Raw genomic sequence first — 6,623 nt, 5'->3', positions numbered from 1 at the left:
CGAGCGCGGGTGCTCTTCGGGCGCGCGGCCCCCGCCTCCGGCGATGAGGGCGCGGCGACTGCGGAGTACGCGATCGCGACGATGGCCACTGTTGATCGGTTAGGGCGTTTACTATTCGACGCCGAGTCGCGTCATCATTTCTTCGAGTTCGGCCGTGATCGCATCCTTCGAGACGATCTCGACCTGTGCCTGCGTAGGCGCGTCGAGCCCGTACAAGGCCGCCTCGCGCTTCTGCACGTCGAGCAGCAGTCGGAACGCCTCGCGGTCGATCGTGCCCGACTCAGCGGCCTTCCCGAGCGCAGCGCGCGCCATGCGGCCGAGCGCGTCGAGTTCGTCCTGCTGTCGCTGGCGACGCTCGACGACGCCGGCGGCGAGATGATCCCGCAGCCGCGCGAAGTAGGCGTCGCTGCGCGACTTCAGCGTGATCTCACTCAGCGCGTAGCCGAGCCCGCCCTGCGCGACCGGCAGGGCCGATAGCTCGCGCATCGCTCGGAACGACAGTCGCTCGTTGCGACGGTCGTAGGCCCATTCTTCCTCGCGCATTACCTTGGCGGCGGTGACCTCGCGATCTCGCTTCTTGCCCATCGTCACCCCTTGAACTTCCGCAGCGACGCCGCGATGCGGCCCTCGACCCCGAGGGGGTCCGTCGCCTCGTTGATCGTGATGTCGTAGTTGTTGACGGTGTCGCCCTTACCACCGGCCACCGACACCGACCCGTCGAGCGGAACGACCGACGCCCCGGTGGGCAGGTTCAGCAGCTCGGGGCCGCGCTCGCCCACGATCACCGAGCCCGACCCGGTGATCGTGCCACCGGTCGCCAGCATCGGGATATGGCCGATCTTGACCCCGAAGGCGCCGCCGACGACGTTCGCACCGTCGATGGCCTGATTCAGAAAGCCGATCACGGTATTGATCGGCCCTCGGATCACGCCCACGATGTTGCGGAAGACCCCGCCGATGAAGTCGCCGATCCCGCCGAAGATCGTCCGCACCGTGTCGCCGATCGTCTGGAAGGCGCCGCCGATGAAGCCGGCGACGGGCGAGATCACGTTGCCCCAGATCCACTGCAGCGCGGCCCCTACGGCGTTGATCGCGGGCGAGGCGTTCGTCAGCGGCGACGGACTGGCGGGCGTAGATGGCGGCGCGGGTGCTCATAGGCAGAAGTATGCCCTAACCGATCAACCGCCGCCGCGGTCGCGTTCGCCGGCCTGCTGGTCGCGATCATGCGTTCGGATGAGGTGCGCGGCATCCTGGAGGATCTCGTCCGCCGTGCACTGACGGTCGGGTGAGCGGTGCCGCCGACCCGAGGGTTCGGGCCAGGGTGCCGTCGGGCGGTGCGACGGCAGGCGACGCGCCCGCGCGACCGGTCGACCTCGGCGCGCATGCCGCGGCCGGTGCGCGGCGACGAGGGGGCAGTCGCTGCGGAACTCGCCGTCGCCCTCCCCGCTCTCGTGCTCGTCGTCACCCTGTGCGTCGGGGGGCTCGCTGCGGCATCGCTTCAGGTGCGACTGCAGGATGCCGCGGCCGACGCCGCCCGACTGCTAGCCCGCGGTGAGAGCGTCGACCGGGCGCAGAGCACGGTGGCGCACGCGGAGGGGAGGGCCAGCATGCAGGTCAGTCGGGCAGAGGGGCTGGTGTGCGTGGTGGCGTCCGCGCCGAGCGCGCTGCCGGGCCTCACGATGTCGGCGCGGTCGTGCGCGCTCGAGAGCGGGTGGTGACATGCCGGGGGCGATCGTCACTCTGGCCGGCGCCGTCACCGTCGCGACGATCGCGACGGCCCTCGTGACGGCCGGCGCGGCGACGGCGGCGCGTCAGCGCGCGGTCGTCGCCGCCGACGCGGCCGCGCTCGCCGCGGCGGACGGCGCGAGCGGCGCCGTCGCCGGCGAGCCCTGCGCACTCGCCGAACGGCTCGCCCGCGCCCACCGCGCCGAGGTGCGCACCTGCACGATCGACGGCCTCATCGCGACGGTGGGAATCGGGGCGGACTTCGGTGCGTTCCAGATCTCCGCCACCGCACGGGCCGGGCCGCCGCAGGTCGTGGCCCCCTGAGCCGGGCGTGAGTGCGGGCAACGGTCATCGACGCCCCTCAGAGAGCACCGGCCGCCGGGTGTGTATGGTGTGCATCGACGAAAGGACCGTGAGTGGCACAGGGCAAGACCGCCAAGACGGAGAGCGGCAAGAAGCTCGTCATCGTGGAGTCGCCGACCAAGATGACCTCGATCCAGGGCTATCTCGGCGACGGCTACGAGGTGCTCAGCTCGGTCGGTCACATCCGCGACCTCGCGAGCAAGAAGGACATCCCGGCCGAGAAGAAGGCCGCGTACGGCAAGTACTCGATCGACGTCGACAACGGCTTCGACCCCTTCTATGTGGTCAGCGAGCGCAAGACCAAGACGGTCGCCGATCTGAAGCGCGCCCTCAAGTCCGCCGACGAGGTTCTGCTCGCCACCGATGAGGATCGCGAGGGGGAGGCCATCGCCTGGCACCTGCTCGAGGTGCTCTCGCCCAAGGTCCCCGTCAAGCGCATGGTGTTCCACGAGATCACCAAGGACGCGATCCGCAAGGCCGCCGAGAACACCCGCGAGCTCGACCTCGCGCTCGTCGACGCGCAGGAGACCCGCCGCGTGCTCGACCGCCTCTACGGCTGGGACGTCTCGCCGGTGCTGTGGCGCAAGGTCGGCAGCGGCACCCAGGGGCAGGCGCTCAGCGCCGGCCGGGTGCAGTCCGCCGCCACCCGCCTCGTCGTCGACCGCGAGCGCGAGCGCATGGCGTTCGTGTCCGCCAGCTATTGGGACATCGAAGCCCTCGCGACCGCGTCGGGCAGCTCGTTCACGACCCGGCTCGCCCGCATCGACGGCGCCCCGCTCGCCCGCGGCGGCGACTTCGACGACCGCGGCACACTGACCAAGGCCGTCGTCGTGCTCACCGAGGCCGACGCGCGCGCGCTCGCCATCGCGGTCGAGGGCGTGGGTGAGGCATCCGTCATCAGCGTCGACGCGAAGCCCGGCACCCGCAGCCCCCGCGCGCCCTTCACCACCTCGACCCTGCAGCAGGAGGCCGGTCGCAAGCTCTCGATGAGCGCGAAGCACACGATGAGCGTGGCGCAGCGTCTCTACGAGAAGGGGTACATCACCTATATGCGCACCGACTCCACCGCCCTCTCGACGCAGGCGGTGCAGGCGGCGCGCGAGCAGGCCGTCGCTCTCTACGGTGATCGCGCCGTTCCCGCGAACCCGCGCACCTACGCCAGCAAGAGCAAGAACGCGCAGGAGGCGCACGAGGCGATCCGCCCGTCGGGTGAGCACTTCCGCACGCCGGCGTCGATCTCGGGGTCCCTCGACCGCGACGAGCAGCGCGTCTACGACCTCATCTGGAAGCGCACTGTCGCCAGCCAGATGTCCGACGCGAAGTACGAGACCACGACCGTGACCCTCGCGGTTGCCGCGGCATCCAAGAAGCTCGAGTTCACCGCATCCGGCACCGTCTACACCTTCAAGGGCTTCCTCGAGGCCTACGAGGAGGGCCGCGACGAGAAGCGCAACGACGGCGACAAGGCAGACGACCAGTCGCTCCCCGCCCTCGCCGTCGGCGACGTGCTCACCACCAGCGACGTCGAGGCCAAGGGCCACTCCACGAGCCCCAAGCCCCGCTACACCGAAGCCTCGCTCGTCAAGGCGCTGGAGGAGAAGGGCATCGGACGCCCGTCGACCTTCGCGAGCATCATCGATGTGATCCTCGAACGCGGCTACGTCACCAAGCGCGGCCAGGCCCTGGTGCCCAGCTGGCTCGCCTTCAGCGTCGTGCGGCTGCTCGAGCAGCACTTCGCCGACCTCGTCGACTACGACTTCACCGCCGCCCTCGAAGACGACCTCGACGCGATCGCACGCGGCGAACAGCGCCGCGAGGAATGGCTGCGCGAGTTCTACTTCGGCTCCGAGAACCACGTGGGTCTGCGCCACATCGTCGACAACCTCGGCGACATCGACGCGCGCGAGCTCAACTCGACCCGCCTCACCGACATGGCGACGCTCCGGTTCGGCAAGTACGGGCCCTACATCGAGGTCACCGACCCGGATGCCGCGCCCGACACGAAGGCCCGGATCGTCAACGTGCCCGACGACCTCGCGCCCGACGAGCTCACCCCCGACAAGGTGCAGGAGCTCATCGACGCGCCCGTCGCCGGTGACCGTGTGCTCGGCGAGAACCCCGCGAACGGCAAGCTCATCGTCGTGAAGGACGGCCGATACGGCCCCTACGTGCAGGAGCTCGAGCCCGAGGCCGACCCTGAGGTCGACACCGCGACCGGCGAAGTGGTCGAGACGAAGAAGAAGACCACCAAGAAGGATGCCGCGCCGAAGCCGCGCACCGCGTCGCTGTTCAAGAGCATGTCGGTCGACACCGTCGACCTCGACACGGCTTTGCGACTGCTCGAGCTGCCCCGCACCGTCGGCACCGACCCCGAGAGCGGCGACGAGATCACCGCACAGAACGGCCGCTACGGCCCGTACCTGAAGAAGGGCACCGACTCGCGCTCCCTGGAGAGCGAGCAGCAGATCTTCGACGTCACCCTCGAGCAGGCGATCGAGATCTACGCGCAGCCCAAGTACGGCGCGCGCCGCGCCTCGAGCGCGCTCAAGGAGTTCGACGCCGACCCGGTCAGCGGCAAGCCCATCCGGGTGCGCGACGGTCGCTTCGGTCCGTATGTCACCGACGGTGAGACGAACGCGACCATCCCGCGCGGCGAGACCGTCGACGACGTCGACTTCGAACGCGCGAAGCAGCTTCTCGCCGACAAGCGCGCCAAGGGGCCGGCGCCCAAGCGCGCGACCGCGCGCCGCACGACGACGCGCAAGACCACCGCGAAGAAGTGACAGGCGACACCCGGCCCGGGCTCTGGATCACCCTCGAGGGCGGCGACGGCTCGGGCAAGACGACGCAGGCGGTGCGTCTGGAGGAGTGGCTGACCGGTGCCGGACGCACCGTCGTGCGCACTCGCGAGCCCGGCGGCACCGAGGTGGGGCGACTCGTGCGAGACATCGTGCTGCACCACCGCGGCGACATCGCTCCTCGCGCAGAAGCGCTGCTCTACGCCGCCGACCGCGCGCACCACATCGCCACACTCGTGCGACCGGCGCTGGAGCGCGGCGACGTCGTCATCCAAGACCGCTACCTCGACTCGTCCGTCGCCTATCAGGGTGCCGGACGCGTTCTCGACGGCGCCGACATCCGCGACATCTCGCTGTGGGCGGCCGAAGGCGAACTGCCCGATCTGACAGTGCTGCTCGACCTCGACCCGGCGTCGGCACGCGCACGACTCGACGCCGCCGACAAGCCGTTCGACCGGCTCGAGGCCGAGAAGGACGACTTCCACGCCCGCGTGCGCGACGCGTACCTTGCGCTCGCCGCCGCCGAGCCCCACCGGTTCCTCGTGATCGATGCCGCCGGAGCACCCGACGACATCGCCGCCACCGTCCGCACGCGCGTCGCCGCTCTCCTCTGACGACGTCCCCGGCCGCCGATAGTCTGGTGCGCATGGCTGCCACGATCACGGATGTCCCGTGGGGCGATGTGTGGGGCCAGCCCGAGGCTGTCGCACAGCTGCGGGCCGCGGCATCCGATCTCTCGCTGCTCGCCCACGCCTGGCTCATCACCGGGCCGCCCGGGTCAGGGCGCTCGACCCTGGCTCGTGCGTTCGCGGCCGCGCTCATCGCTGAGCCCGGAGATGAGCAGGCGATGCAGCAGGTGCTCATCGGCACCCACCCGGACCTCACCGCCCTGCGCACCGAGCAGGTCGTCATCCGCATCGACGAGGCGCGCTCCCTCGTCGAACGGGCCTATTTCGCCCCCTCACGCGGTCGCTTCCGGGTGATCATCGTCGAAGACGCCGACCGCATGGCCGAGCGCACCTCCAATGTGCTGTTGAAAGCGCTCGAAGAGCCGCCGGAGCAGACGGTCTGGGTGCTGTGCGCACCCAGTGACGCCGACCTTCTGCCCACCATCCGCTCGCGCGTGCGCACCGTTCGACTACGTGAGCCCGAGGTCGCCGACGTCGCGCGGCTCATCGTCGCCCGCACCGGCGTCGACGAGCGCGTCGCCGAGCAGTCCGCCCGTCACGCGCAGCGCCACATCGGCATGGCGCAGCGGCTCGCGACCGACGGTGCCGCCCGCGAACGCCGCGACGCCACACTCCGCGCCGTGCTCGGAGTGCGCGGCGTGTCCGACGCGGTCGAGGTAGCCGCCACCATCGTCAAGCTTGCGACCGACGACGCCAAGGCGCTGACCACAGAGCGGGACGAGGCCGAGCGCGCCGACCTGCTGCGTACGCTCGGCATCGCCGAAGGGCAGGCGGTACCCCCAGCGGTGAGATCGCAGGTCAACGCCCTCGCCGAAGACCAGAAACGCCGCGCGACGCGCAGCCTGCGCGACGGCATCGATCGGGTGCTCACCGACCTCGAATCGCTCTTCCGCGACGCCGTGATGCTGCAGTTCGGGCGGGACGAGGAGAATCTCATCAACCTCGAGCTCGCCTCGCAGCTCCATGCGCTCGCGTCCGCCTGGCCGCCCGACCGCACTCTCACCGTGCTCGATCGCATCACGGTCACCCGTGAGAACCTCGAACGAAA

7 protein-coding genes and 1 pseudogene are annotated in these 6,623 nt (G+C 70.3%); 6 read left to right on the top strand and 2 right to left on the bottom strand.

Annotation, left to right across the window (positions count from 1 at the left end; genetic code table 11):
* Positions 1–111 precede the first annotated feature (111 nt).
* Together ASG00_RS14130 and ASG00_RS14125 are read right to left on the bottom strand one after the other, a co-directional pair.
* Positions 112–585 carry a hypothetical protein gene (locus tag ASG00_RS14130; protein WP_056210350.1) on the bottom strand — a complete coding sequence of 158 codons (474 nt, stop codon included), beginning with the start codon at positions 583–585 and terminating at the stop codon, positions 112–114.
* Between the two features lie 2 nt (positions 586–587).
* Complete coding sequence (locus ASG00_RS14125) at positions 588–1,049, bottom strand: hypothetical protein (protein ID WP_056210348.1); 462 nt, start codon at positions 1,047–1,049, stop codon at positions 588–590.
* A gap of 129 nt (positions 1,050–1,178) precedes the next feature.
* On the opposite strand from ASG00_RS14125, the pseudogene ASG00_RS14665 reads away from it, so the two are divergent.
* The 6 genes and pseudogenes from ASG00_RS14665 to ASG00_RS14100 all read left to right on the top strand — a co-directional run.
* Positions 1,179–1,289, top strand: a pseudogene (locus ASG00_RS14665) (DUF4244 domain-containing protein); the annotation flags it as partial.
* Positions 1,290–1,382: 93 nt separating this feature from the next.
* The gene (locus tag ASG00_RS14120) at positions 1,383–1,718 is read left to right on the top strand and encodes a TadE family type IV pilus minor pilin (protein WP_056210346.1); all 336 of its coding nucleotides are present in this window, start codon (positions 1,383–1,385) and stop codon (positions 1,716–1,718) included.
* Position 1,719: 1 nt separating this feature from the next.
* A complete protein-coding gene (locus ASG00_RS14115; RefSeq protein WP_056210344.1) occupies positions 1,720–2,049 on the top strand; it encodes an Rv3654c family TadE-like protein in 330 nt (109 codons plus the stop codon).
* Positions 2,050–2,141: 92 nt separating this feature from the next.
* Entirely contained in the window at positions 2,142–4,871 is a 2,730-nt protein-coding gene (gene topA / locus ASG00_RS14110; protein WP_268768721.1) for a type I DNA topoisomerase, read from the top strand.
* Positions 4,868–5,500 carry a dTMP kinase gene (gene tmk / locus ASG00_RS14105; RefSeq protein ID WP_056210342.1) on the top strand — a complete coding sequence of 211 codons (633 nt, stop codon included), beginning with the start codon at positions 4,868–4,870 and terminating at the stop codon, positions 5,498–5,500. The genes topA and tmk overlap by 4 nt, the downstream gene beginning before the upstream one ends.
* Positions 5,501–5,532: 32 nt before the next feature.
* On the top strand, positions 5,533–6,623 hold a 1,091-nt coding region (locus tag ASG00_RS14100), incomplete at its 3' end, for a DNA polymerase III subunit delta' (protein ID WP_082483265.1).

The sequence above is a fragment of the Microbacterium sp. Leaf351 genome (assembly GCF_001423825.1).
Taxonomy (GTDB): domain Bacteria; phylum Actinomycetota; class Actinomycetes; order Actinomycetales; family Microbacteriaceae; genus Microbacterium; species Microbacterium ginsengisoli.
Note: the sequence above shows the minus strand (reverse complement) of the source record. Positions and strands in the feature narration are given on the sequence as shown.